The following is a 23,765-nucleotide window of genomic DNA, read 5'->3' on the forward strand; positions in this document are numbered from 1 at the left end:
AGATTAACAACAGTTTTTTGTCACAGCTTTGCAGCGCGGCGTATCACGCCAGTGATTCGGATGATTCGCCTTCAGGCGGCGCGTCAAAAATCGCCGCTACCGCTGCAATATCGGGCAAGTACTGTACCCGTGGCGCACGAAGGCCATAGCCTTCAAGCATCGCGCGAACATCCCTGTTTGTCGCCGTAAAAAACATCTGACCGCCTTTGCGTGCGGTCTTATGCGCCAAAAGATCAAGCGAGCGCGCACCAGAACTGTCGATAAAAGGTACATCCGTGAAATCCACAGCAAAGCCCTGCGGTGTGTCCGCGATACGGTCAAGCACCGAGCCCAGCCGCGCCGCTGCACCAAAGAAATAGGGGCCGCGCAAATGGCACACCACCAGCCCGGAGGCGCTTGTATAGTCTGACATCGCATGCGGGCCGGCCTCGTGCTTGCCCAAGGCGGCCGCGTCTGACATGCGGCGAATAAACACCGCGCCCCCAAGGGCCACCCCAACCACAATTCCTGTCGTCAAATCGCGGAAAACGACCAGCGCCAAGGTGACAAGAACCACCATCGCATCGCCACGGCTGGCACGGATCAGCGACCACAGCTCTTCTTTCTCGGCCATATTCCAGGCGACAATCGCCAAAACGCCGGCCAGCGCGGCCAAGGGAATATAGGCAGCCAACGGCGCGGCAACCAGCATGAACGCCAGTACGAACAGCGCGTGCAACATACCCGAAACTGGCCCGTGCGAACCTGCGCGAACATTGGTTGCCGTGCGCGCAATCGTACCGGTAACACACATGCCCCCAAACAGCGCCGCGCCGATATTTGCCACGCCTTGCGCGACGAGCTCGGCATTTGACCGATGCCGTCGCCCTGTCATTCCATCAGCCACCACAGCCGAAAGCAGCGATTCAATCGCCCCCAGCAAGGCAAAACTGACAGCCCAAGGCATCGCCGCCGCAACTGTGGCACGGTTTATGTCGGGCAAGGAAGGTGCAGGCAAACCCCTTGGCAAACCACCAAAACGGTTACCGATGGTTTCCACCTGCAACCCCAGCACCAAGGCACAAACCGAAGCCGCGGCAATCGCGATCAGCATCCCCGGCCATGACGGGCGCAGCCGTTTCACAGCGACGATTATGGCGATTGTCACCACCGCCACGGCAATGGCAGCCAAACTGGCGGTTTCGCGGGCATGCCAAAGTGCGGGTATCTTTTCCAAAAACGCGCCCGGCTCTGGCCCGTTCAGGTGCAGCCCTGCCAAATCACGCAACTGGCTGGCAAAGATGATAACCGCAATGCCTGCCGTAAAGCCCACCGTAACCGGATAAGGAATAAACCGAATATAGCTGCCAAGCCGCAGCGCACCCACTGCAATCAGCATAACCCCCGACAGCAAAGTCGCCAGCAACATGCCCTCAACACCGGTCGCGGCCACGCAGGCCGAAACCAACACGATAAACGCCCCCGCAGGCCCGCCAATCTGAAACCGAGAGCCCCCCAGTGCCGAGACCAGAAACCCGCCGACAATCGCCGTGTAAAGTCCGCGCTCGGGGCCAACGCCGCTGGCGATGGCAATCGCCATAGACAAAGGCAGTGCTACAATTGCCACGGTTAACCCGGCCAATGCATCGGCCTGCAGGTTCTTCGTGCTATACCCTTCGCGCAGAACTGTGATGAGTTTTGGCAAAAACTCTGGTGGTTCAGGCTGGCTTGAATTGGGCATGGCACACCTATATCGAATAGATGCAGCCTGATCCCTTGCACAAAACCCTGTCAAGCTGTTGTCAGCAGAAAGGCCCCGCGTGAAACAAGATCCAACGCCGCCAGCAGATGCATTGGAGCGCGCCACAGCGCAGGAATTTCTGGCGCTGCCCCACGCGGCACTTGCCTATATCGGGCAGGACGGGTTTCCGGGGATCAGCCGCATAGCGCTCGGGCGTGATGCGGCTGGTGTGCCGTTAACGCTAATCTCTTCGCTTGCCCCGCATTTTGCCGCGCTCAAGGCGCAACCGAACTGCGCCTTGATGTTGGGCGAGCCGGGGCCAAAAGGCGACCCGCTTACCCATCCGCGCCTGATGCTGCGCGCGCGCGCCAGTTTTGCCGATGCCGCCGATCGACCCGTATTGCGCGATCTGTGGCTGGCAACCCACCCCAAAGCCAAACTCTATGTCGATTTCACTGATTTCGCCTTTGTGCGGCTGGTCCCGCTTGGCGCTTTGCTGAACGGCGGCTTTGGCAAGGCCCGTATCATTGAGGCGCAGGATTTGCTGGTCAAACCACAATAACCCCGCACCAAAGGCGGGCCGTTTCCAGCCCGCCTTATGATTATTTCACCCCGAAAATTTAGTTCGGATTGTCACATCGGATCGTGGCTTGCACACGCCCTCGCACCGCCTGCGGCCAACGCAAATTGATCATGCGCCCATTCGTACCCTTTTCCGTTTCTGCAAACGGCATAGAATAGTCATTGGCATTTGCTGCGTTTCGGATGGCGTTCTCGGTCGTCAGGCCTGCCAGATTTCGCGCCCGCGCGCCAAAGGGCAGATAGCCAGCCGTATCAACAACCCAAGTGTTGGACTCAGTGTTCTGATCGTGCTGAATCGTGACCGGACTTTGCGTGATCTGGTTTACGCCGTTAAAGGCATTCGCTGATACTATCACATTGCGAAACCGCGCATAATCCAAGGCAGCATAAGTCGTATCAACCGTATCTACCCTGTCGATATTTGTGTTCACGGTGCGAAACGCATTGTCATTCATCGAAAACCCGTTGATGAAATGGCCGGGCCCGTAAGGTTTGATTACGATAAAGCTGGCCGACGCCGCCGTATCGCTGCTGGTAAAGATATTGCCCGTAATCGTTAACCCGCCAAAGGAATACTCTGCGTTGAACTCGGGTTCCGAGTCATGCTCGTTCCCCCATTCGATATAGCAGTTGTCGATATAATTGCCGGTCAGCAGCGTTTTTACGTTAGTCGAGGTGAAAACCACCCCGGCCCGCCGCACACCGGCTGTTTCATCATCCCCTTGGAAAAAGTGATTGCCGACCAGCATATTCCCCGAGCCACCCAAAATCGCGAAATGCGCAAAACGCACAATACGGTTGTTGCGAATTTTCGGGTCATTCGAATTGACGTTCATCGCAATAGTTGTGCGGTCTTGCACGCGGGTCGGCTGCTCGTTTGACAAAAACTGACATTGATCGACATGCAGGCCCTGACAGCCCTCACCGATCGAGGTAATGCCCCGGTCTTTTGGCTTGTTGAATGTACTGTCGGAAATGATGAACCCGATGCCCGCTGGCGGCAGCATGATCGCGCTGGCCCGCCCGTTGCACTGAAATTCCATATCCTTGATTTCAAACCGGCCCAGTTTCGCAAAGCTGCTGAAATCCAACAGGTATTTATAGCGCGTAAAGGTATAGGTTCGCGTTCCCGCAGCCCCCCACAAAGGGCGGCTAAGCGTAACCGTGCCCGCGCCCACATCTTTGGACAAAACATAGATTTCACGGCCAACCCCTGTGCCCGTCACCCGCGATCCCACGATGATATTGGCCACATTCGCCACCGCCGTCAGGCGAAATGCGTTCGTCGTCGGGGTATAGGTGGCAACCGAGGTGGCAACCTGGTCATCCCAATCGGTCGAGATACCCGCCTCGATCATCCCATTCGCCAGAACGCGGCGTTGAACCAAAGTATCCAACCCCGAAACCGCGCCCACATCTACCGGCGATTTCAGGATAACCCTTCGCCCGCCCAAATCAAAAACCGCGTGATCGGTATAGTAAAACAACACCTGAAGCCCGCGGCGAAAGCCTTCTTCCTCATCGCCAAAGGCCGCTTCATAGGTATCGAGATTGTAATCGCGCGTGCAGGCAAGGCGGTATTGCGCTGGCATTGACACCGTGCCTTCAAACCGCACTTTGCTGGTCAGTGTAACGTTGGTGTTCAAGAAATACGTGCCCTTTGACACCAGAACCGCAACCTCATTGTCGCGCGCATAGGTATCGGCTGCAGCAAAGGCGGCCGAGTCATCGGTCGTGCCATCACCCCTTGCGCCAAAATCCCGCACATCCACCCAATCCATCAAATCGCGCAGAAAGGCCGAGGTAATATCTTCAATCTCAATATCATCGATCCGCACAATGCCGCCGTTTGATCCTGTCAGATCAAGGCCGAAATGCCCGTAAACTGGGGTTGTACCCCATGCCATGTTCACGCCCGAACGGTTTGATGTGGCAACAATCGCTGAAACCGTCACAACCTGACCATAAGTGGTCAACGCAACCGATGGCCCGACCTGTGTGATGTTGATCGCGTTGGTATTGGTTGACGTACCCGCCCAGCCCGCAATGCGCACCGAGGGCAAACTGCCCGAAATCGCCTTGACGCGCGCCGTTACCCGCAAATACATCCCCGGAATAATCGGGGTTTCCCCATAAGACCGCAGCTTTTGTGTGGATGATATCTTAAGCAGTTCAAGGCAGCCGCCGAAATCGGCATCGGCCGGCACATAGGCCGCATTGGGCTGGCTGGCATAGCTGCCCGATCCAACCGTACCATTTTCACGCGACCACAGATTGAGCCCTGCCGAAAACGGCGGGGGCATCAAGACCAGCCCGTCAGTAATCACTTTATTCATTGATCTAAACCCTCACGTTTTGTGCGCATTTCGCAAGACAAGCCCTTGGCGGCCTACCGTGACTGCGAACAGGATTAGTAAGGTTCGGTTAATTCAGGCTAAGAGCAGCGTTCGCAGCCCTTAACCCGCGTGCAACAGGTCATGCCTGGGCCGAAAGCCTGTGCAACATCTGTGCGGCAGCACTGTCGGGCGTCATTTCGCCCCGCGCCACGGCCTCGCCCATTGCGCCCATTGCGGCGCGGGTTTGCGGCTTTTCGGTCAGCGCCCGCAACAACCCCTGTCGCACTTCATCCTCAAACCAATGGCGGGCTTGGGTGGCGCGGCGTGTGGCCCAATGCCCTTGGTTTTGCCGCCAATCGCGCAGGGCTTTCATTTCTGCCCATGCGGTTTCCAACCCTGCCAGCTCCAACGCTGACACCGTCATCGCCTTGGGAAAGCCCTCGGGGTCTTGCGGGCGGCGGCGCAGCAGACGCAGGGCACCGGCATAATCGGCACAGGTCCGCATCGCCGTCGCTTTCAAATCTCCGTCGGCTTTGTTGACCAAGATAATATCGGCCATCTCCATGATGCCGCGCTTCACGCCTTGCAGCTCATCCCCGCCCGCAGGGGCCAACAACAGAATGAACAAGTCGCTTAACTCGGCGACCACGGTTTCCGATTGGCCAACCCCTACGGTTTCAATCAGCACCACGTCAAAACCCGCCGCCTCGCAAAGGCCAACCGCTTCACGCGTGCGCCGCGCCACGCCGCCCAAATGGGTTTGGCTTGGCGAAGGCCGGATAAACGCCAACGGCTCGCGGCTTAACCGTTCCATCCGCGTCTTGTCGCCCAGAATAGACCCACCTGACCGCGCCGAAGACGGGTCCACCGCCAGCACCGCCACCCGCAACCCTTGCGCCACCAGCATCAGCCCAAAGCTTTCGATAAACGTCGATTTCCCCACCCCCGGCGTCCCCGACAACCCGATGCGCAGCGCTTGCCGCCCGCCCCCGCGCAGCCGCTCGGCCAATTCAAGCGCCTGTTCCCGATGCTCGGGCCGCGTCGATTCGACCAACGTAATCGCCCGCGCCAGTGCCCGCCGGTCGCCCGCAGTGATTTTTTCTGCAATAACTGAAATATCCATCGGCGGCTCCGGCAAGGTTTCGCTTAACGTGTGCGGGATTTGGCGCAAAGTGACAGCTTTGTCATCACTTCCCCACACGCTTTGGGGTTTTTTGCCCCGCTGATGCGCTATATTCCAGAGGGAACAGCTAAAATTATGCCCAAAATGGCCAAAACAAATAAAAGAACCGAGGTAAGCATGACCAATCCGCTTCACATTGCCGCTCTGGGCCTTTCGCTTTTTGCCACCTTGTCCGCCCCCGCCATGGCCGAACGGGTCGAGGATAAAGCCACCTTTGATGTCGTCATACACGGCTTCAGCGCTGCCACCCTCGCTTTTGCAGGGGTCGAAGAGAATGACCGCTATGCCGTTTCCGGCGTGCTGAAAAGTGCAGGCATTGCGGCACTGTTGCGCAAGATCAGCTATACCGGCACCGCCAAAGGCGCAGTCTCTGGCACCCGCTACACCCCATTCAGCTATGTTGAAAAATCTGACAATGGCAAGAAACAATCAACCAGCAAGATGACCTATGCGCGTGGCGTGCCCAGCGCTGTGCAATACACCCCCGCCCGTGAAGCCCGCGAAAAAGAGGTCAGCCCCGCCAGTCAGGGCGGCACGGTCGATACGCTGACCGCACTTTACGCCATCTTGCGCGATGTAGACGCAGGGCAGGAATGTCAGGTCAGCCTGAAAATGTATGATGGCCGCTATGTCAGTTCGATCGCCACATCAAAACCCCAGGCCAAGGGCAAAGCAGTGGTCTGCTCGGGCCAATACCGCCGCATCGCCGGCTTTAAACCCGAAGATATGGCCGAACGCACCACCTTTCCCTTTACCCTCACCTACCACCCCACTGGCAATGACCGCATGCGCGTAACCGAGGTGGCGATGGAGTCTATCTATGGTAAAGCCGCGATGAAACGCCGATAAGGGCCGCGTGAAAACCGCTGCTCAACCCCTTCCCATTGACGAGGCATTGCCCCGTCTGATCGCCGCCCTGACTGCGCGCGGCATGGCGGTGCTGCAGGCGCCCCCCGGCGCGGGCAAAACCACCCGCGTGCCTTTGGCGATGCTGGATGCAGGGCTTTGCAATGGCCGGATTTTGATGCTGGAACCCCGCCGTCTTGCCGCGCGCTCCTCGGCTGAACGTATGGCCGAGACGCTGGGCGAACCGGTGGGCCAAACCGTGGGCTACCGCGTGCGCGGCGAGTCCAAAGTCAGCCGCAGCACGCGGATCGAAGTCGTGACCGAAGGCATCCTGACCCGCATGATCCAGTCTGATCCCGCCCTCGACGGTATCGGCGCCGTGATCTTTGACGAGTTTCACGAACGCAGCCTGAACGCCGATCTTGGCCTTGCCTTGACGTTGGAACTACGCGGCGCCTTGCGCGATGACCTCATCTTGTTGGTGATGTCAGCCACGCTTGATGCCGCCCCCGTCGCCGCCTTGATGGGCGATGCGCCACTCATCACGTCTGAGGGCCGCGCCTTTCCTGTTGAAACCCGCTGGCTTTCGCACCCCCTGCCCCCTCGCGCCCGGCTGGAAACGGAAACCGCCGCGCTGATCCTGCAGGCTTTGGATGAATGCCCCGAAGGCGGCTTGCTTGCCTTTCTGCCCGGCGAAGGCGAAATTCGCCGCGTCGAGGCCGCGTTAAAAGGTCGCCTGCCTGATGGCTGCACGCTCCGCCCACTGTTCGGCAATATGTCATTTGCCGATCAGCGCCTTGCCCTCGCCCCGCAATCTACGGGCCGCAAAATCGTGCTGGCCACTGCCATTGCCGAAACCTCGTTAACGCTGCCCGACATTCGGGTGGTCGTCGATGCCGGCCGCTCGCGTCGCGCTCGGTTTGACCCCAATTCCGGCATGTCGCGGCTGGTGACAGAACGCGTCTCAAAGGCCGAGGCCGAACAACGCCGAGGCCGCGCTGGCCGTGTCGCCCCCGGCACCTGCTACCGCCTGTGGACACGCGGCGAAGAAGGCGGCATGGCCCCCTTCCCCCCCGCAGAAATCGAGGCCGCCGACCTGACCCCGCTGGCGCTGGAACTGGCGCTTTGGGGCAGCGCCGAAGGGCTTTCCTTTCTGACGCCCCCCAATCCGGGCGTCATGGCCGAGGCCCACGCGCTGCTGACAGCCCTTGGCGCGCTGCACAACGGCCGCATCACCGACCATGGCCGCGCCTTGACTGCACTGCCCTTGCACCCCCGCCTCGGGCATATGCTGCAAACCGCAGGGGCCGGACCCGATGCCGCCACATTGGCCGCGCTTTTGGCCGAGCGCGACCCCGTTCGTGGCGCCCCGCCTGATCTGGCCTTGCGCCTTGCCGCCATCGCCAACCCGCGCCGGTTCGAAGAAACCCACCCCTATGCCGCCGATCGCGGCGTGATTGAACGTATCAAATCCGAATCCAAACGACTTGCGCAATCCAACAGCCCCAGCGACCTTAGCCCCGGCCAGCTTGCCGCGCTTGCCTACCCCGATCGTATCGGGCAACGCCGCAAAGGCGATGCGCCGCGCTACATCCTATCTGGCGGCAAAGGCGCTGTGATGGAGGCAGGCACCCCCCTTGCTGCCCACCGCCTGATTGTCGCCACCGACCTTGACGGCGACACGCGTGAGGCCAAAATCCGCCAAGCTGCCCCGCTGCATGATGCCGATCTGCGTGCCCTGTTCGCGGGGCAGATTGCCTGGGTCGATGTCTGCGAATGGTCGCGCCGCGACGGCAAAATTACCGCCCGCAAACAAGAACGCTTTGGTGCGCTGGTGCTGGATGACCGCGCCTGGCCCGATGCCCCGCCCGAGGCAATGGCCGTCGCGGCCTTTGACGGGCTGCGCGCAATCGGCCTACCATGGACACCCGCCGCCCAACGCCTGCGCGCCCGTGTCAACCTGTGCCGCGCCGATGGGTCGGACCTGCCCGACCTGTCAGATGCCGCTTTGCTGCAAAGCGCCGATTGGCTGCTGCCCTATCTGACCAATTGCCGCACCGAGGGCCAGCTGCGAAATCTTGACCTGACCGAACCCTTGCGCGCCTATATCGGCTGGGACGCGATGCAACTGCTTGACCGGCTAACGCCATCGCATTTTGAAACGCCCTTGGGCCGCCGCATCCCGATTGATTACGATGGCGAGGCACCGGGGATAGAACTGCGCCTGCAAGAAATGTTTGGCGTCACCACCCACCCCTGCGTCGGCCCAAAGGCACTGCCACTGCGAATAACCCTGCTGTCGCCAGCCAGCAAACCGGTGCAAGTGACGATGGATTTACCGGGGTTCTGGACCAACTCCTACGCCGATGTGCGCAAAGATATGCGCGGCCGATACCCGCGCCACCCTTGGCCCGAAGACCCGCGCGAGGCTGACCCGACACTGCGAGCCAAACCGCGCGGAACCTGAAGTACCGCCCGCAAAGCCCATAGACCACGGCTTTAGGCTACTCTAATTCCCAATTCACATCGATCGGCTGGCCGCAGGATACGATGCTGCGCAATTCGGCGCCCTACCCAAGTCTTGGCCTCATGCGGCTGCAACACCCGCCGCGTCGCGGGTATGGTGCCAAACGGGCCAAGCCCCTGCACCGCCGCCCCGTAACGCCCGCTCGCAACCTCTGGGTGGCGCAAGGTTTCGGCTTCGGTTCCCTCGGCAATGACAATCTGATGCTGGTCCAGCAGCATGTGGTAATATCTGACCTTGCCAACACCCACCGCCCGAAACACGCCGGGCAACCCCAGCAAGTGCTGGGCCGCAACCAAAACCTCGGCCTCACCGAACAGAATTTGACAATCCAGCCCCGACAGCATCAACAAATGCTGGTCCGAGATCCAGAGGTCGCGGTCATTGTTCAAAACGCCTGCCGAAATGCACAGGGGCAAGGCCTGATCTTGCGCGACAACCGCCCCGCCCCCAACCCACAACAGGCGCTGCGGGCCGTCATCAAGCGTATCAACCCAATCACCCGCACAGAGCGCATCAATCGCGCGCGGGCCGTCTGGCGTGGCAATCATCGTACCCGCGACAAAGCTACCCGGCTTGTCATTCAAACACCGCGTAGACCAAACCCCTTTTGCCTGATCTGCATTGAAACGGGTCTTGGGCAGCGCCAAAATGGCAGGCACATCGCCCGAAGCGTCGAGGAAGCAGGTTTTAGCATCTCCATCGGTCATGCCAATCTGGGCAACGCCTGCATGTCCCATGGCCCACTGCACTTTTTCATAAATGAATTCGGCCTCGAAATGGCCGCCCCCGGAATGCTCTAGCACCAATTGAAACGTATTGCTTTTGGCGCTGCCTGAATGGGCCTGCACATTCAGCCATGTAATGGTCACGCGGCCCTTTGCGGGGTCAATATCCCAATAGATATTGTTATTGCCACTTGCCGAACCAGAGCCAAGATCAAGTGGCGCATAAAACACCGCAATCGCAGGATAACCCAACCTGTCCAGTGCGGCAGGTTTATGGCCTCTGGCCGGCGCCGTAAAACTCACCAAGCCATTGTTGTGAATGTATAGATGTTTGTAGTTCGCGCCAAAATAGCGGATGCCGCCTTGCCCGAAAACGGACGTTATATCCAGCCTGCAAGACCCGCCTTCGCCATAGCCTCCGGCTCCGTCTTGCAAAGCCAGAAAGCTTGCCTCGCCCACGCCCTGCGGGCCACCGAAACCGGTGTTGATCGTCGCCATTCTGGCCTCACATGTCTTAGACTGCTCTGGCCCTATTTTTGATGGGCCTTACGGCCTGACTGATTGGGAAATGTGGCAATTCCATGGTGCCGGAAACAATCAGCGCCACAATTCTGCCTTAATTGGACGCAAACCGGCAAGACTGTGCATTATTGCAACGCAGTGTGGCGGCACGGTAACGCTAACCAGCCGCCAGAACCTCCGTCATTGCCGTTACAGAAACAATTGTCGCAAATTCGGACAAGGTGCCAAGCGTGACTGACAGCACGGTTTCCGGCCCATGCACGGCACCATCCGGACCGGTCACGCCAAACCCGAACACGGCCTCTTGCACCACGACGACAGAAAACCCCAAGTCAGCGGCCATGCGCACCGTGCTTGCCACACAGTAATTCACTGCCGCACCAATGATCACCAGCCGCGTCAGGCCGGCGCCTTGCAAATGCCCCGCAAGCCCGGTTCCCGCAAAGGCCGATGAGCCCTGTTTTACAAAGACCGCTTCGCCCGGCAAATTCTGCGCACAGGGCATCACCTCGCCGCCCGGCGTGCCCAACCGAAAACCCGATTTCGGGTTTGGGTCATCATGGTGGATATGCAATATCGGCAGCCCCCTGGCCCGAAATGCGGCTATCACCTTGGCAATAGCGGTTTCGGCATCGGGGTTAGAGCGCGGAATGCCCGCCGCCGTCCGACGGGCAAACTCCATCTGGCAATCAATCACCAACAGCGCGGTGGTCAAGGCTTAGACCCCAAGACACCAGCGCATCACCGCCTTTTGCGCGTGAAGCCGATTTTCGGCCTCGTCAAAAATAACCGAATGCGGGCCGTCCATCACGGCACTTGTCGCCTCATCATTGCGGTGGGCGGGCAAGCAATGCATGAACAAGGCATCAGGCTTGGCCATCGCCATCAGACGTTCATTCACCTGATAGCCGCGCAACTGGTTATGGCGGCGCTCTTTGGCAGATTCGGGGTCGTGCATCGACACCCAAGTGTCTGTGACGACCAGATCTGCGCCCGCAACCGCCTTGGCCGGATCACGCTCGACCGCCACATTCACCCCTTTGGAACGCGCGAAATCGAGCCAGACAGCTTCGGGATCCAGCGTGTCAGGGCCGGTAAAGGTGAAGTCAAAACCGAACTGGCCGGCCGCGTGCAGAAAGCTGGCGGCAACATTGTTGCCATCGCCACACCAGACCACCTTTTTACCCGCAATCGGGCCACGCTTTTCCTCATAGGTCATGACATCGGCCATGATCTGGCAGGGATGGGTGCGGTTGGTCAGGCCGTTGATGACTGGCACCGTGGCATGCTCGGCCATCTCTTGCAGGGTGGCCTCTTCAAAGGTGCGGATCATGATCAGATCGACATAGCGTGACAAAACGCGTGCGGTATCGGCAATGGTTTCGCCATGCCCCAGCTGCATTTCCTTGCCCGAAAGCACCATCGTCTGGCCGCCCAACTGGCGCACGCCCACGTCAAACGACACCCGTGTCCGGGTCGAGGGCTTTTCAAAGATCAGCGCAACCATTTGGCCGGCCAACGGCTGATCATCATCAGGGGTGCCTTTGGGGCGGCCGTCGCGCGCGGATTTCATGGCATGCGCAAGGTCGATCATGCCCCGCAAATCGGCGGCGTCGGTGGTGTGGATATCAAGAAAATGCTTCATGGTTTTGCTTTCTGGCAAGGCGCCGGGGGGCCAGCCCCCCGGACCCCCCGGGATATTTGGACCGAAAAGAAAGGGATTAGTGACTTGTGCTTTCGACGGCGGTGGCAGCTTTATCAAGGCGCGACAGGGCCTCGGCGATATCGGCATCTGGGATGTTAAGGGCTGGCAAAAGCCGGATCACATTGTCGGCCGCCGGAACCGTGAGCAGGTGTTCTGCGTAGTTGGCCTTGACCACGTCGGTATTGGTGGCTTTGCATTTCAGGCCCAGAATAAGGCCCGCACCGCGAACGCCCTCAAACACATCGGGGTGGCTGGCGACAAGGCCTTCGAGCCCTTGGCGGAACAGGGCTGATTTGCGGTTTACCTCGGCCAGAAACGCCGGATCCGAGATGATCTGCATAACCTTTGCGCCAACCGCACAGCCCAGAGGGTTACCGCCATAGGTGGAACCATGCGTACCTGCAACCATACCCGAGGCCGCATTTTCCGTGGCCAGCACTGCCCCAAGCGGGAAGCCGCCCCCGATACCTTTGGCAACCATCATGATGTCAGGCGTGACCCCTGCCCATTCATGTGCGAACAGCTTGCCTGACCGGCCAATGCCGCACTGGACCTCATCCAAAATCATCAGCGCGCCGGTTTCATCGCACAGATCCCGCAGCCCTTTCAGGCAGGCATCGGGCAGCACGCGAATGCCGCCTTCGCCTTGGATCGGTTCAACCATCACAGCTGCCGTCTTATTGGTGATCGCCGCGCGCAATGCCTCATGATCACCAAAAGGCAGGGTTTTGAAGCCGGGCATCAAGGGGCCAAAACCTTTGGTCATCTTTTCCGAGCCTGCGGCGGCAATTGCGCCGGTGGACCGGCCGTGGAATGCGCCGTCAAAGGTCAGGATCTCGGTCCGGTCAGGCTCATTCTTTTCATACCAGTATTTGCGCGCCATTTTAATGGCCAGCTCTGCCGCCTCGGTGCCCGAGTTGGTGAAAAACACCGTATCGGCAAAGGTTTGATCAACCAGCATATCCGCCAATTCCTGCTGCTGCGGAATTTGATAAAGGTTGGAGACATGCCACAACTGCCCTGCCTGCGCGGTCAGGGCCGCCACCAATTCAGGGTTGGCATGGCCCAATGCGTTCACCGCAATGCCAGCACCCAGATCAAGATAGCGTTGGCCCGAAACAGTCGTCAGCCAAGAGCCTTCGCCCTTTGCAAAGGCCAGCGGGGCGCGATTATAGGTCGGCAATACAGAAGGGATCATTTCACGGTCCTTTTATACAAGGCCTAGCCGTGCCAAAGGCAAACGACCAAGTCAACGGATATATGAGAGAGGGCGGGTGCCAAAAAGGCAAGGGTGATCGGCCGAAAACGCGTGAATTAGCGTCGGCGTCGGGGCAGCTGGATATGACGAACCTGTGCGATCATGCGGCTTTGCTAGGCCAAAGCGCCACGCCTGTAAAGCCGGATTTTACAGAGGCACTATCAGACCCTTGTATCTAAAGCCTTGGGGTAGTAAATACATCTGTCACAGCTAAACGGGCGATACAGCGCCCCCTACGGGCAACCGTGGGCCGCCCATAACACCGGAGATCGGCATGTCCTGGACAGATGAGCGTGTTGAAACGCTTAAGAAAATGTGGGCTGAGGGCCAGAGCGCCAGCCAGATCGCCAAGGAACTTGGCGGCGTTACCCGTAATGCCGTGATCGGCAAAGTGCATCGCCTTGGATTGTCCAACCGCACCAGTGGCACAGCGGGCAAAGAAGAAGCCGAGGCACCCGTTGCCCCAAAGGTCGAACCCGCCGCTCGGGCCGCCGAGGCCCCCAGCGCTGCCGAGCCAAAGCCCGCCGCGCCGCCGCCACGTCCTTCGACGACAGCGATCAACCCAACCGTGGCGCAGGTCGTGAACAATGTCACCCCTTTGCCACTGCGTAAATCGATCGTGCCTGCAGGCCAGCCTTTGCCGCCACAGCCTTCGGCCAATGAAATCAGCCCGGAGGCGCTTGCCTCGGTCCGCGAAGTTGAAAAACACGCCAAGAAAATCAGCCTGATGGAATTGACCGAGCGGACCTGCAAATGGCCAATCGGCGACCCCGCGACCGAAGAATTCTGGTTCTGCGGCTTGCCTTCAACGGCTGGCAAACCCTATTGTGAGGCGCATGTGGGCGTGGCGTTTCAGCCGATGTCGGCGCGTCGTGATCGTCGCCGCTAAGGGCGGCGCGAATAGAATACAGAATTGGCCGCCCTCGGGCGGCCTTATTCCTTTGCGGCCAGCAGCGAAAGCACTTCGGCGGCAAGGGCTGTCACCTCTGCCGAGGCTGCCGACTTTCCGGCCTCTTGCGCCGCGCGGCCCTGCCCCAAAGTTTCTGCATAAACAACACGTTGCCCAAGGCTTGTGGTGGCTACATCCGCAGAAATCTCGGCCGCCGCAGCGGCAACCTCATCGGCCAGACGTGTCCCGGACTTTACCCTGTTCAGCACAATAACACAGCGTTTCCCAACCCTGACCGCCAAATCCACCACGCCATCCGTCGCCCACAAATCGACATGCGATGACCCAACCGGAACGAGGATCAAATCTGCCTCGCGCAAGGCGGGTTTCAGGTCGCTGTCAACTTTCGGCGGCGTGTCGATAATCACGATGTCATTGGTTTTGCCAAGCTTCTCGCACTCATAGCTTACGCCCCAGGCCGAGGACGTGCCAAATTCCAAATCCGGTTCCTCTAGCAGCTCGCGGCGGGCCATGAACCAACGGCCAAGCGACCCCTGAGGGTCCGTATCCAAAATCGCGACCCGCATATCCTGCCGTGCGAATGCAATCGCGAGGTTGACCGCAAGCGTGGTTTTGCCTGCGCCGCCTTTTTGCTGGGCGATTGTGATGATGTGGGCCATATGATTCCCCCTTTTCTGCACCGCAGCGTAGCACAGGGCGCGGGGAAATGCATGTGGCCTATTTACGCGGGCAGGAAACGCGCCCCCGCATCTCTCCGCTATCGCCTTGCAGGGTGGTTTCGGCCAGCCGGCACCCCGTAACCTCTTGAACCAACGTAATCATCGTGGCGCGAATGGCCTGATGCTCGCCGCGTTTGGCATAGCCGAGGCGGATAATCTCGACTTGATTGCCTTTTTGAAAAACCGCGTAATGCCTGCCATCGCGGGTAACATCGCTGCGCACGGCCCCCCACATTGTGGGCGTCGGCTGGGCACCGCATGCTGCAAGTGAAAAGGCTAAAATCAGGGCTCTCATATCACCGATCTAGCACCACTTGGTTAACAGATCATTAAGCGACAAAGTGACCATCAGTTGGGACCACCCGCCAATGCACCAAACAGCGCGAAAATGCGCGCAGAAATCCCGTAGCGCCGACGTTGTCGAACATGGTAAGACATGGGGAACCAACTGAAAGGAAACCCTAATGCGCAATCCAATGTTCGTTTTTGCCGCGCTCGCGCTGGTGCTGCTAACCGGCTGTGAAACCATGAAAGGCGTCGGCCGCGACGTAAAAACCACGGGCGAGGTCATCACCGACAGCTCGCGTCAGATACAAAAGAGCTTGTGATTGGGCAGGCCAGCACTTTCCGCCGTGTTTCCCCAACACAGCCGAGATTGCGGCTTTCGCGACCCGACAAAGCGCCGCAGCCGTTGAATGGCTGCGGCAAAATCATCGGCGTATTGCCTGTCCTTAGCTGTCCATTTTCAAGGCGCTGATAAAGGCCTCTTGCGGGATTTCCACTTTACCGAACTGGCGCATCCGCTTTTTACCGGCTTTCTGCTTTTCAAGCAGCTTCTTCTTCCGGCTCGCATCGCCGCCATAGCATTTCGCCGTCACGTCTTTGCGCATTGCCGACAGTGTTTCACGGGCAATCACACGGCCACCAATCGCCGCTTGGATCGGGATCTTGAACATATGGCGCGGAATCAGGTCTTTCAGCTTTTCCACCATCGCGCGGCCGCGCATTTCGGCGCGGTCACGGTGAACCATCATCGACAAGGCATCGACCGGTTCGTCATTCACCAGAATCGACATTTTAACCAGATGATCCTCGCGATATTCCGAGATCACATAGTCAAAGCTGGCATAGCCCTTGGAAACCGACTTCAGCCGGTCATAGAAATCAAACACCACTTCGGCCAAAGGCAAGTCATAGACCACCATCGCGCGCGGGCCGGCATAAGACAAATCCATCTGAATCCCGCGGCGATCTTGGCAAAGTTTTAACACATCACCCAGATACTCATCCGGCACCAGAATGGTCGCCTTGATCCGTGGCTCGTCAATATGATCCACCAGCGTCAGGTCGGGCATGTCGGCAGGGTTGTGCAAATCACGCACTTCACCGTCCCGCATATGCAGGTGAAAGACCACAGATGGCGCGGTTGTAATCAGATCAAGGTCATATTCGCGTTCCAAGCGGTCGCGGATAACCTCAAGGTGCAGTAGCCCAAGGAAGCCACAACGAAAGCCAAAGCCAAGCGCGGCCGAGGTTTCCATCTCGGAACTGAAAGACGCATCATTCAGTTGCAGCTTTTCAATCGCATCGCGCAGGGCGTCAAAATCATTGGCATCGACAGGGAACAGGCCACAGAAAACAACAGGTTGCGCAGGCTTAAAGCCCGGCAGCGGCGTCTCGCAGCCTTTCTTTTCCGACGTAATCGTATCGCCTACGCGGGTATCCCGCACCTGCTTGATCGAGCCTGTCCAAATGCCAATCTCGCCCGGCCCCAGCTCGGCAATATCAACCATCTGGGGCTTTAAAACCGCCAGCTTATCAACGCCATACACCGCATTGGTCTGCATCATCTTGATGCGGTCACCTTTGCGGATCACGCCATCAATCACGCGAATCATAACGACCACGCCAAGGTAGCTGTCATACCAACTATCGACCAGCATCGCCTTTAGCGGTGCGTTGCGGTCGCCTTTGGGCGCCGGCAAGCGGGTCACAATCGCCTCTAGGACATCGGGAATACCGAGGCCGGATTTGGCCGAGATTTCAACCGCATCCGAGGCATCAAGCCCGATCACGTCCTCGATCTGCTGCTTGACCCGCGCAGGTTCGGCGGCAGGCAAGTCGATCTTGTTCAGCACAGGCACGATTTCATGCCCCGCGTCCAGCGCATGATACACGTTGGCCAGCGTCTGTGCCTCAACCCCTTGGCTGGCGTCAACCACCAGCAAAGAGCCTTCAACCGCCCGCATCGACCGCGACACTTCATAGGCAAAGTCGACATGGCCGGGGGTGTCGATCAGGTTCAGGATATAGCGTTTGCCATCCTTTGCCGGATATTCAATCCGGACCGAGTTGGCCTTGATCGTGATGCCACGCTCGCGCTCAATATCCATTGAGTCGAGCATCTGTGCCTTCATATCGCGTTCGGCCACCGTCCCTGTCAGCTGGATCAGGCGATCCGCTAGGGTGGATTTGCCGTGGTCGATATGCGCCACGATGGAAAAATTGCGGATGAGATCAAGATCGGTCATGTTGGCCATATAGCCTGTCTCATAAAGCTGTGAAAGAGGTTAGTTGCGCCCAAACCGATAGATTTCGCGCCTGCCAGACATGGCAAACCGCACCAAGCCGGCGTTCATCGCCTATCCCCCTGCGCCGCGAAAAGAAAAACCCCCTTTGGACGGTGCCAAAGGGGGGTAAGGTTTATTCTGCCCGACTTCTTGCCGCGCCCCCGAATGGGGCGTGGATACCTGTAGTTACCGAATAAAAGCGTCACCAAACCCCGAGCGGCGGGCTGCAGACAGTGCCGCATTGGCCGCACTAGCATCCCCAAAAGGTCCGGCCATAACGATTTGCAATTGGCGCCCATTGCTGGTGATGCGCGATTTTGCGACCGGCAGGCCAAGCCCTTGCAACCGCAAAGCCGTCCGCGCGGCATTGGCCGCTTCGCCAAAGGTACCGACCTGCACAAAATAGCGGCCTGTTACGCCCTTGGCTTTGCCACCCGTGCTTTGGCGGGGCATATTGCTGGACGACGTCGCATAAACCTTGCGCTTGGTTGTCGTGGTCACCGCCTTCGCAGGCACATCCCGCGTCCAAATCTGGTCTTGCTGCGCTTGGCCTTGCGCCGTTCCTACCCCGCGATTGGGGTTCAACCGGTCGTCTTTCCAGGCCTTGCGATAGCCTTCGGGCACCACAATATCCGTGCCAGCCGCCAAAACCGGCACAGAGCCGGCAGCACCTAGCGCCGTACACCGCACCGTCGTGCCGCCCCCCCGCACGGCAAAGCGCCGTGCAACAGGCGCCGAAGCGGGGCATTGATAGCCATTGCCCGAATAATTCACCTCGGGCAGATAGGCCCTTTTCGGCGTGTAACCTGTGCCAGACGTCAATGCCGCCTGCTGGGTGCCCGCTTGGATACGCGGCTGCATTTGCGGTTGCGGGGCATTGCCCGCCGTCTGAACGCGGTTTGCGGCAGCGCGCACGTCAAACCCGGGATCCGAAGAACACAGCACCGAGCGCCGACCGTCGGTCAAAGTAACCTTCGCACCATAGGGTGAAGAGGCCGGACAAGCGTTATGCCGTTGTACCGTGGCCGCTGCGCTGCGCTGCGGCTTTGGCGCGGCGGCAACAGCTCTTGGCGCATAATACTTGCTTGCAACGGTTTCCATCGGCTTGCCAACAGAACCGCTCGTGCGTTTTGGGGCCGTGGCTTGCGGGGCCGCCGCCACAACTGGTGCAGCTACAGCAGGCGCAGCAGGCATCGGCGCCTGAACAGCGGCCACCTCTCTGGCGGCGGCGGCGGGCGTCTGGCCGCACAACGCCTTGCGATCACGCGAAATTCTTGGAACCCAGGTCACCCGTCCGCCAATACCCGCGCGCAAAAATACGCAGCCGCGGCTATCAACATATTGCGAGCCCTTAAAGCTGGCTGGTGGGTTTTCGGCTGGCCCGGATAGTGATTGGGCCTGCGCAGATGATACGGCGAAAACCGCCGCCAAACCGGCGACCGCTATAAATTTGAACAGCATGACTACCCCCATGTAGCACTAGGGGATAATGAGTCATCATGCTGTCCGAGTAAAGCCTAAAAACCCGCTATTTGGTGCCAAACATGCGATCGCCCGCATCCCCTAGCCCGGGAACGATATAGCCGTGATCGTTCAGATGGCTGTCCAGTGCGGCTGTCACAACGGGCACATCGGGATGTGCCTCTTTCATGCGCGCCACGCCCTCGGGTGCCGCCAAAAGGCATAGAAACCGAATATTTACAGCGCCTTGCGCCTTTAGCAAATCAATCGCCGCTACCGAGGAATTACCTGTGGCCAGCATCGGATCGACCACAATCGTCATCCGGCTTTCCAATGCATCCGGCACTTTGCAGTAGTACTGCACCGGTTTCAGCGTTTCAGGGTCGCGGTAAAGCCCGACAAAGCCCACCCGCGCCGCGGGCACCAATTCCAGAATACCGTCCAGCAATCCGTTGCCAGCCCGCAAAATCGAAATCAGCGCCAGTTTCTTGCCTTCCAAAATCGGCGCATCCATCGGCTCGATCGGGGTCTCAATCCGCTTGGTCGTCATGTCCAGATTGCGCGTGATCTCATAGGCCAGCAGCAGGCTGATCTCGCGCAGCAGCCGCCGGAAACTGGCGGTCGAGGTTTCCTTGTCGCGCATCAGGCTCAGTTTATGCTGCACCAACGGGTGGCTGACGATTGTCAAATGATCATGCATTGGCTTGCTCCAGTTTCTTGTGCAGACGGGTTTTTGTATCGGCGTCACAAAAGGCCGCGTCAAGCGATGCTTTGGCCAATTGGTCAAAAAACGCATCATCCCAGTCAAACGCCTCATGCAGGTTTTGGTATTCCTTTTGCATGGTGCTGTGGAAAAATGGCGGGTCATCGGTGGAAACCGTCACCTTCACGCCACGTTTATACAGCTCGTTTATCGGGTGCTTTCGAATGCTCGGGTAAAGCCCCAGCGCCACGTTCGACCCGGGGCAAACCTCTAGCACCACACCTTTTTCGGCCAATTCATCCACCAGCGCCAGATCTTCAATCGCGCGTACGCCGTGGCCAATGCGTTCCACATTCAGGTCAGCTACAGCCGAGCGCACGCTTTCCGGCCCACCCCACTCGCCCGCATGGGCGGTGATGCGCAGACCCGCCTCACGCGCGCAATCGAACGACCATTTAAAATCAGACAGATGGCCGGATTTTTCATCCCCCCCGATGCCAAAGCCAACAATCCAATCGCCCGCTGTTTCGGCAGCGCAAACTGCGGTTTCACGCGCCTTTTCCGGCCCGAAATGCCGGATCGGCGTAATGATACCGCGCAGGGTGATGCCCATGGTTTTCTCGGCAATATCCGCAGCTTCACGGATGGCATGCAAATACTCACGCCATGCGCCGACATCACGCCCGCCGCAAAAATCGGGCGACAAGAAAGCCTCGGTATAAATCACCCCCGATTTGGCGCTTTCCTCTAGCACCGCCAAGGTCAGCCGATGAAAATCCTGCGGGCTTTGCAAAGGCTGGGTTGCCGCCTCATAGACGCGCAGAAAATCCCAGAAATCTGTATATTTGTAATTGCCGTGCTCATCAAAGATACCGCCGACATCTATATGTTTTTCCTTTGCCAATCCCCGAATAAACGCAGGTGGCGCGCCGCCCTCAAGATGCAAATGAAGTTCGATTTTGGCAGGGTTGGTGGCTGATACATAATTCATAGAAAACTCTTCCCCGGCCCTTTATTTTCAATTCCCAAATGCGCCGCGACCGATGCCGCAACATCGACAAAGGCGCAAATTCCAATCTCGCCCCGCGGCACGCCTGCGCATAACACCGGCACCCGCTCGCGGGTATGTTCGGTGCCGCGCCACGTAGGGTCATTGCCATGATCGGCGGTGAAAATCGCCAGATCACCGGGGCGCATACGGGCCATAAACGCCCCCACCCGCGCGTCAAACCATTCCAGCGCGCGGGCATAGCCTGCCACATCGCGCGGGTGGCCATAAAGGCTGTCAAATTCGACAAAGTTCGCAAAGGTCAAAGAACCGGGCTCGGCCACCTCTTGCAACGCCAAAAGTTGTTCGAAAAGGTCAGCATCGGATTTACCCTTGTGCAACTTGCCAACCCCGCTTTGCGAGAAAATATCGCCGATCTTACCCACCGCATGGGTGGCGCGGCCCGCATCCTGCACCCAGTTCAGCAAGGTCGGGCTGGGCGGATCTATCGCAAAGTCATGGCGGTTTGGCGTGCGCTTGAAATTGTCAGGCGTGCCGGTAAAGGGCCGTGCAATGACGCGGCCAATTTTGCGGGCATGCAAAAACGGCGCAAGGTCAGCACAGAGTTTCAGCAAACGCTCCAATCCAAACGCCTCTTCATGCGCGGCAATCTGGAACACGCTATCGGCAGATGTATAGCATATCGGCCAACCCGTGCGCAGATGTTCCTCGCAATGCGCGTTGATGATCGGCACACCAGACGAATGGCAGTTGCCCAAAATACCCTCGGTCCCTGCAAGGCGGCAAACCTCGGCCACGACATCGTCGGGAAAGGCAGGAACCGTATCGGGGAAATAGGCCCAATCCCACGGCACCGGCACGCCTGCCAGTTCCCAATGCCCTGAAGGCGTATCCTTGCCGCGCGACACCTCGGTCGCGGCCCCCCAAAGGCCAGACGCGGTGCTGCGGGCCAGCGATTGCGCCGTGCCCAGCGCCTCGGATGATCCGGGGACAGAAAGTTCCATCGCATTGGCCACCCCCAACCGCCCCAATACTGGCAGCAAGAGCGGCCCTTCACGGCCCACATCGGCACGGCCGGCGGCACATTCCGCGGCAATATGGCCCAAAGTATTCGCACCCTCATCGCCAAAATCGGCGGCATCCGGGGCGCCACCACACCCCACCGAATCCATCACAATCAAAAAGGCGCGGTTCTGTGTCATGTGATCTTTCCAAGAATAAGGGGCGGCTCCTCTGCCGCGCTTTCTCCAATCGTATAGGCTGCGGCAAGTTGTTTCAACGCGGCGTCGGCCTGCGCCTGCGTGGCGGCATGAACCCGCGCAAGCGGTTGCCCCGGCTCTACCGCCTGCCCCAGCCCGACAAGGTCGGACAAACCGACCGAGGGGTTGATACGATCAGTTTCACGCAACCGACCGCCCCCCAGATGCACCACAATATTGCCCAGTGCCTCGGTATCGATAGCCGTAATAAACCCATTCAGCGGGCTGGGAAAATCAATCATCACCGGCGCGGCAGGCAAGCGGTCAGGCCAGCGGTCAACAAAGTCGGCAGGCCCCCCTTGGGCGGCGATCATCCGGCCAAAATATTCTGCCGCAGCGCCACTTTCCAGTGCCTGTTCAATCCGCGCCGCGCCATCCGCTGCATCCGAGGCCAGCCCGCCAAGCGCCAGCGCCTCGCCCCCCAGCGCCGCCGTCAGATCCCAGAGCGATGGATCAACCGACATCCCCGTCAGGGTTTCCATCACCGCAATCACCTCTAGCGCATTGCCCGCCGCATTGGCCAAAGGCTGCGACATGTCGGTGATCAGTGCGGTTGTCATGCACCCCGCACCTTGCGCAGTTGCAACCAAAGCCTGCGCCAAAACCCGCGCCTCTGCCTCGGTTTTCATAAAGGCGCCAGAGCCGCATTTGACATCCAGAACCAACCCCTCCAGCCCCGCCGCCAGCTTTTTCGACAGGATAGATGCGGTGATAAGGTCAATGCTATCGACAGTGCTGGTCACATCACGAATGGCATAGAGACGGCGATCGGCCGGGGCTATTTGCTTTGATGCGGCAATAATCGCGCAGCGTGTCCGGGCAAGCTGATCGCGCAACTGGCCCGGCGTGACATCCGTGCGCAAGCCTGGAATGGATTCCAGCTTATCCAACGTGCCGCCGGTAAAGCCCAAGCCCCGCCCCGATATCATCGGCACATAGGCCCCACACGCCGCCAAGGCCGGCGCAAGCAGCAGCGACACGCAGTCGCCAATACCGCCGGTCGAGTGTTTGTCCAGCACCGGCCCCGGCAAATCCCATTCCAGCTGCATCCCGCTGTTTTGCATGGCGCGGGTCAGCGCCAGCCGCCCCGTATCGGCCAAACCGTTCAGGCAAATCGCCATGGCAAAGGCGCCGGCCTGTGCATCCGACACCTCACCCGAGGCAAGCCCGCGCGCAAACCAGTCCAGCGCGCCCGGTTTGGGGGGCACGCCCGCGCGAAGATCGGCGATTATCGCGCGGGCCTCAAACGCGGGGGCAGACTCAGCCGGCATCGACATTGGCCATATGGCCTGCATTAAACGACCCCGGCAGCAAATCCGCCACGGTGACAACGCTGGTCACGCCTTGCAGATTAACCATGGTGATAGCAACCTCTGGCCCGGCAAATTCAGCGATTTTCTGGCGGCACCCGCCACAAGGGGTAACAGGGGTCGGGCTGTCGGAAATGACCAAAAGCTCGGCTATTTGATAATCGCCGGCCGCACACATCGCGGCAATCGCACCGGCCTCGGCACAGGTGCCTTCGGGATAGGCAACGTTTTCAACGTTCACGCCAAGATAAACATTGCCCGCCGTGCTGCGCAGGGCCGCGCCGACCTTGAATTTGGAATAAGGCGCATAGGCATTTTCGCGCACATTGGTAGCAGCTTTGAGCAAGGACATGTTCGGGCTCCGTCATTGGGGTTGGTCAACTGTGGAACTGCCGTGCGCAACTTGCAAGCAGTGACGTG

At 59.1% G+C, this 23,765-nt stretch carries 21 protein-coding genes; 5 read left to right on the plus strand and 16 right to left on the minus strand.

What is annotated here, in order from left to right; all coding sequences use genetic code 11:
* Nucleotides 1-43: 43 nt before the first annotated feature.
* Entirely contained in the window at nt 44-1,720 is a 1,677-nt protein-coding gene (locus AKU79_RS07875) for a SulP family inorganic anion transporter (RefSeq protein WP_050523026.1), read from the minus strand.
* Nucleotides 1,721-1,799: 79 nt separating this feature from the next.
* On the opposite strand from AKU79_RS07875, the gene AKU79_RS07880 reads away from it, so the two are divergent.
* Nucleotides 1,800-2,282 carry a HugZ family pyridoxamine 5'-phosphate oxidase gene (locus tag AKU79_RS07880; protein ID WP_050523027.1) on the plus strand — a complete coding sequence of 161 codons (483 nt, stop codon included), beginning with the start codon at nt 1,800-1,802 and terminating at the stop codon, nt 2,280-2,282.
* A gap of 58 nt (nt 2,283-2,340) precedes the next feature.
* Here AKU79_RS07880 and AKU79_RS07885 read toward each other — a convergent pair whose 3' ends face one another.
* Together AKU79_RS07885 and meaB are read right to left on the minus strand one after the other, a co-directional pair.
* Entirely contained in the window at nt 2,341-4,638 is a 2,298-nt protein-coding gene (locus tag AKU79_RS07885) for a glycosyl hydrolase family 28-related protein (RefSeq protein ID WP_050523028.1), read from the minus strand.
* Nucleotides 4,639-4,777: 139 nt separating this feature from the next.
* Nucleotides 4,778-5,761 carry a methylmalonyl Co-A mutase-associated GTPase MeaB gene (meaB, locus tag AKU79_RS07890; protein ID WP_050523097.1) on the minus strand — a complete coding sequence of 328 codons (984 nt, stop codon included), beginning with the start codon at nt 5,759-5,761 and terminating at the stop codon, nt 4,778-4,780.
* 177 nt (nt 5,762-5,938) lie between these two features.
* Here meaB and AKU79_RS07895 point away from each other — a divergent pair, with 177 nt between their 5' ends.
* The gene (locus AKU79_RS07895; protein ID WP_050523098.1) at nt 5,939-6,670 is read left to right on the plus strand and encodes a DUF3108 domain-containing protein; all 732 of its coding nucleotides are present in this window, start codon (nt 5,939-5,941) and stop codon (nt 6,668-6,670) included.
* A 7-nt stretch (nt 6,671-6,677) separates the two neighbouring features.
* A complete protein-coding gene (gene hrpB, locus AKU79_RS07900) occupies nt 6,678-9,134 on the plus strand; it encodes an ATP-dependent helicase HrpB (protein ID WP_050523029.1) in 2,457 nt (818 codons plus the stop codon).
* 32 nt (nt 9,135-9,166) lie between these two features.
* Here the strand turns inward: hrpB and AKU79_RS07905 are convergent, their stop codons facing one another.
* From AKU79_RS07905 to AKU79_RS07920, 4 genes are all read right to left on the minus strand, one after another.
* Nucleotides 9,167-10,417, minus strand: a complete 1,251-nt coding sequence (locus AKU79_RS07905; RefSeq protein WP_050523030.1) for a Hint domain-containing protein — start codon at nt 10,415-10,417, stop codon at nt 9,167-9,169.
* Nucleotides 10,418-10,598: 181 nt separating this feature from the next.
* Entirely contained in the window at nt 10,599-11,156 is a 558-nt protein-coding gene (locus tag AKU79_RS07910; RefSeq protein ID WP_050523031.1) for an isochorismatase family protein, read from the minus strand.
* Between the two features lie 3 nt (nt 11,157-11,159).
* Nucleotides 11,160-12,086, minus strand: coding sequence for an ornithine carbamoyltransferase (gene argF, locus AKU79_RS07915; RefSeq protein WP_050523032.1), 927 nt, complete (start codon nt 12,084-12,086; stop codon nt 11,160-11,162).
* A 76-nt stretch (nt 12,087-12,162) separates the two neighbouring features.
* Complete coding sequence (locus tag AKU79_RS07920; protein WP_050523033.1) at nt 12,163-13,344, minus strand: aspartate aminotransferase family protein; 1,182 nt, start codon at nt 13,342-13,344, stop codon at nt 12,163-12,165.
* 334 nt (nt 13,345-13,678) lie between these two features.
* Between AKU79_RS07920 and AKU79_RS07925 the strand changes: the two genes are divergently transcribed.
* Nucleotides 13,679-14,293, plus strand: a complete 615-nt coding sequence (locus AKU79_RS07925; protein ID WP_050523034.1) for a GcrA family cell cycle regulator — start codon at nt 13,679-13,681, stop codon at nt 14,291-14,293.
* Nucleotides 14,294-14,337: 44 nt separating this feature from the next.
* On the opposite strand, the gene parA is transcribed toward AKU79_RS07925, so the two are convergent.
* Nucleotides 14,338-14,973 carry a ParA family partition ATPase gene (parA, locus tag AKU79_RS07930; RefSeq protein ID WP_050523035.1) on the minus strand — a complete coding sequence of 212 codons (636 nt, stop codon included), beginning with the start codon at nt 14,971-14,973 and terminating at the stop codon, nt 14,338-14,340.
* Between the two features lie 58 nt (nt 14,974-15,031).
* Nucleotides 15,032-15,256 (minus strand): hypothetical protein, encoded by a 225-nt coding sequence (locus tag AKU79_RS07935; protein WP_156209560.1) that lies wholly within the window; start codon nt 15,254-15,256, stop codon nt 15,032-15,034.
* A 241-nt stretch (nt 15,257-15,497) separates the two neighbouring features.
* On the opposite strand from AKU79_RS07935, the gene AKU79_RS19225 reads away from it, so the two are divergent.
* Complete coding sequence (locus AKU79_RS19225; protein WP_231580121.1) at nt 15,498-15,641, plus strand: hypothetical protein; 144 nt, start codon at nt 15,498-15,500, stop codon at nt 15,639-15,641.
* Nucleotides 15,642-15,764: 123 nt separating this feature from the next.
* Here the strand turns inward: AKU79_RS19225 and lepA are convergent, their stop codons facing one another.
* The 7 genes from lepA to cdd all read right to left on the minus strand — a co-directional run bounded on the left by lepA (nt 15,765) and on the right by cdd (nt 23,697).
* Nucleotides 15,765-17,564 (minus strand): translation elongation factor 4, encoded by a 1,800-nt coding sequence (gene lepA, locus AKU79_RS07940; RefSeq protein ID WP_050523099.1) that lies wholly within the window; start codon nt 17,562-17,564, stop codon nt 15,765-15,767.
* Nucleotides 17,565-17,789: 225 nt separating this feature from the next.
* Nucleotides 17,790-19,064 (minus strand): SPOR domain-containing protein, encoded by a 1,275-nt coding sequence (locus AKU79_RS07945; RefSeq protein WP_156209564.1) that lies wholly within the window; start codon nt 19,062-19,064, stop codon nt 17,790-17,792.
* A gap of 67 nt (nt 19,065-19,131) precedes the next feature.
* Nucleotides 19,132-19,764: a uracil phosphoribosyltransferase gene (upp, locus tag AKU79_RS07950; protein WP_050523038.1), complete on the minus strand. Its 633-nt coding sequence runs from the start codon at nt 19,762-19,764 to the stop codon at nt 19,132-19,134.
* The gene (locus tag AKU79_RS07955; protein ID WP_050523039.1) at nt 19,757-20,758 is read right to left on the minus strand and encodes an adenosine deaminase; all 1,002 of its coding nucleotides are present in this window, start codon (nt 20,756-20,758) and stop codon (nt 19,757-19,759) included. The genes upp and AKU79_RS07955 overlap by 8 nt, the downstream gene beginning before the upstream one ends.
* Nucleotides 20,755-21,978, minus strand: a complete 1,224-nt coding sequence (locus tag AKU79_RS07960) for a phosphopentomutase (protein ID WP_050523040.1) — start codon at nt 21,976-21,978, stop codon at nt 20,755-20,757. The genes AKU79_RS07955 and AKU79_RS07960 overlap by 4 nt, the downstream gene beginning before the upstream one ends.
* Nucleotides 21,975-23,306, minus strand: coding sequence for a thymidine phosphorylase (locus AKU79_RS07965; protein WP_050523041.1), 1,332 nt, complete (start codon nt 23,304-23,306; stop codon nt 21,975-21,977). Before AKU79_RS07965 ends, AKU79_RS07960 begins: the two co-directional genes overlap by 4 nt.
* Nucleotides 23,296-23,697, minus strand: coding sequence for a cytidine deaminase (gene cdd, locus AKU79_RS07970; RefSeq protein ID WP_050523042.1), 402 nt, complete (start codon nt 23,695-23,697; stop codon nt 23,296-23,298). The genes AKU79_RS07965 and cdd overlap by 11 nt, the downstream gene beginning before the upstream one ends.
* Between the last annotated feature and the right edge of the window lie 68 nt (nt 23,698-23,765).

It is taken from the genome of Pseudorhodobacter wandonensis (assembly GCF_001202035.1).
Lineage (GTDB): Bacteria > Pseudomonadota > Alphaproteobacteria > Rhodobacterales > Rhodobacteraceae > Pseudorhodobacter > Pseudorhodobacter wandonensis.

What these genes read in the sequence shown, in the direction of transcription:
- AKU79_RS07875 (WP_050523026.1), bottom strand. Translation starts at nt 1,720, where the DNA reads ATGCCCAATTCAAGCCAGCCTGAACCACCAGAGTTTTTGCCAAAACTC.
- AKU79_RS07885 (WP_050523028.1), bottom strand. Translation starts at nt 4,638, where the DNA reads ATGAATAAAGTGATTACTGACGGGCTGGTCTTGATGCCCCCGCCGTTT.
- meaB (WP_050523097.1), bottom strand. Translation starts at nt 5,761, where the DNA reads ATGGATATTTCAGTTATTGCAGAAAAAATCACTGCGGGCGACCGGCGG.
- AKU79_RS07895 (WP_050523098.1), top strand. Translation starts at nt 5,939, where the DNA reads ATGACCAATCCGCTTCACATTGCCGCTCTGGGCCTTTCGCTTTTTGCC.
- AKU79_RS07905 (WP_050523030.1), bottom strand. Translation starts at nt 10,417, where the DNA reads ATGGCGACGATCAACACCGGTTTCGGTGGCCCGCAGGGCGTGGGCGAG.
- argF (WP_050523032.1), bottom strand. Translation starts at nt 12,086, where the DNA reads ATGAAGCATTTTCTTGATATCCACACCACCGACGCCGCCGATTTGCGG.
- AKU79_RS07920 (WP_050523033.1), bottom strand. Translation starts at nt 13,344, where the DNA reads ATGATCCCTTCTGTATTGCCGACCTATAATCGCGCCCCGCTGGCCTTT.
- AKU79_RS07925 (WP_050523034.1), top strand. Translation starts at nt 13,679, where the DNA reads ATGTCCTGGACAGATGAGCGTGTTGAAACGCTTAAGAAAATGTGGGCT.
- parA (WP_050523035.1), bottom strand. Translation starts at nt 14,973, where the DNA reads ATGGCCCACATCATCACAATCGCCCAGCAAAAAGGCGGCGCAGGCAAA.
- AKU79_RS19225 (WP_231580121.1), top strand. Translation starts at nt 15,498, where the DNA reads ATGCGCAATCCAATGTTCGTTTTTGCCGCGCTCGCGCTGGTGCTGCTA.
- lepA (WP_050523099.1), bottom strand. Translation starts at nt 17,564, where the DNA reads ATGACCGATCTTGATCTCATCCGCAATTTTTCCATCGTGGCGCATATC.
- AKU79_RS07945 (WP_156209564.1), bottom strand. Translation starts at nt 19,064, where the DNA reads ATGCTGTTCAAATTTATAGCGGTCGCCGGTTTGGCGGCGGTTTTCGCC.
- upp (WP_050523038.1), bottom strand. Translation starts at nt 19,764, where the DNA reads ATGCATGATCATTTGACAATCGTCAGCCACCCGTTGGTGCAGCATAAA.
- AKU79_RS07955 (WP_050523039.1), bottom strand. Translation starts at nt 20,758, where the DNA reads ATGAATTATGTATCAGCCACCAACCCTGCCAAAATCGAACTTCATTTG.
- AKU79_RS07960 (WP_050523040.1), bottom strand. Translation starts at nt 21,978, where the DNA reads ATGACACAGAACCGCGCCTTTTTGATTGTGATGGATTCGGTGGGGTGT.
- AKU79_RS07965 (WP_050523041.1), bottom strand. Translation starts at nt 23,306, where the DNA reads ATGCCGGCTGAGTCTGCCCCCGCGTTTGAGGCCCGCGCGATAATCGCC.
- cdd (WP_050523042.1), bottom strand. Translation starts at nt 23,697, where the DNA reads ATGTCCTTGCTCAAAGCTGCTACCAATGTGCGCGAAAATGCCTATGCG.